Annotated in this window: 2 protein-coding genes; both read right to left on the reverse strand. The window is 44.7% G+C overall.

Going from position 1 to position 591, the window contains the following annotated elements; genetic code table 11:
• Positions 1–130: 130 nt before the first annotated feature.
• Positions 131–418, reverse strand: a complete 288-nt coding sequence (locus tag UF06_RS00100; protein WP_017049660.1) for a type II toxin-antitoxin system RelE/ParE family toxin — start codon at positions 416–418, stop codon at positions 131–133.
• Positions 415–591, reverse strand: a 177-nt coding sequence (locus UF06_RS00105; RefSeq protein ID WP_045568621.1) for a type II toxin-antitoxin system prevent-host-death family antitoxin, incomplete at its 5' end; no start/stop codon positions are given. The genes UF06_RS00105 and UF06_RS00100, both read right to left, overlap by 4 nt.

The following is a 591-nucleotide window of genomic DNA, read 5'->3' on the forward strand; positions in this document are numbered from 1 at the left end:
TAACGCCCGCTTAAGGGGCAGCCAACGCCACTACCAACTTACTGCATAACACCGTAACCACAAAAACCAACGCATAGCAAAAATGCCACGCGTTGGCTGTCCCTCTTGAAGCGTTTGTTATAACACAGTTTCACACATCATGTTCCGTGAGCAATTGACGACAGTTACGGACTGTTAGAACACGTATTTCGAGGCCCAAACTATAAATAATACGGTAATGGCCAAAAATTATTTCACGGTAGTTCGTATGAGGCATTTCAGGAACCATGCGGCCCATTTCTGGCATTGAGCCGAGCAATTCCGTTTTGTCAAACACATCATTCACCCACTTTTCTGCAGCTGATGGGTTATCCAAAGCAATAAACTCTGCGGCATCACCCAGTTTTTGTAACGCTAGAGGTGACCAAACTACTTTCATTTGATGATGCGTCCCAGAACTTGTGAACGAGCATCTTCGTTTGATACACCCAAACCTGCAGCCAATTGAGCTTCTGCAGTACGCATTTCTTCAAGTAATTCGATTTTCTCTTGCATTGCTTCATACTCCGCAACGTCAAGAACAACGGCTACACCTTTACCTCGTTGTGTAAT

The organism is Vibrio sp. S234-5, assembly GCF_000960595.1.
GTDB lineage: Bacteria > Pseudomonadota > Gammaproteobacteria > Enterobacterales > Vibrionaceae > Vibrio.

Bases quoted from the DNA above. Each gene is read 5' to 3' on its own strand.
- UF06_RS00100 (WP_017049660.1), bottom strand. From the start codon at position 418: ATGAAAGTAGTTTGGTCACCTCTAGCGTTACAAAAACTGGGTGATGCC.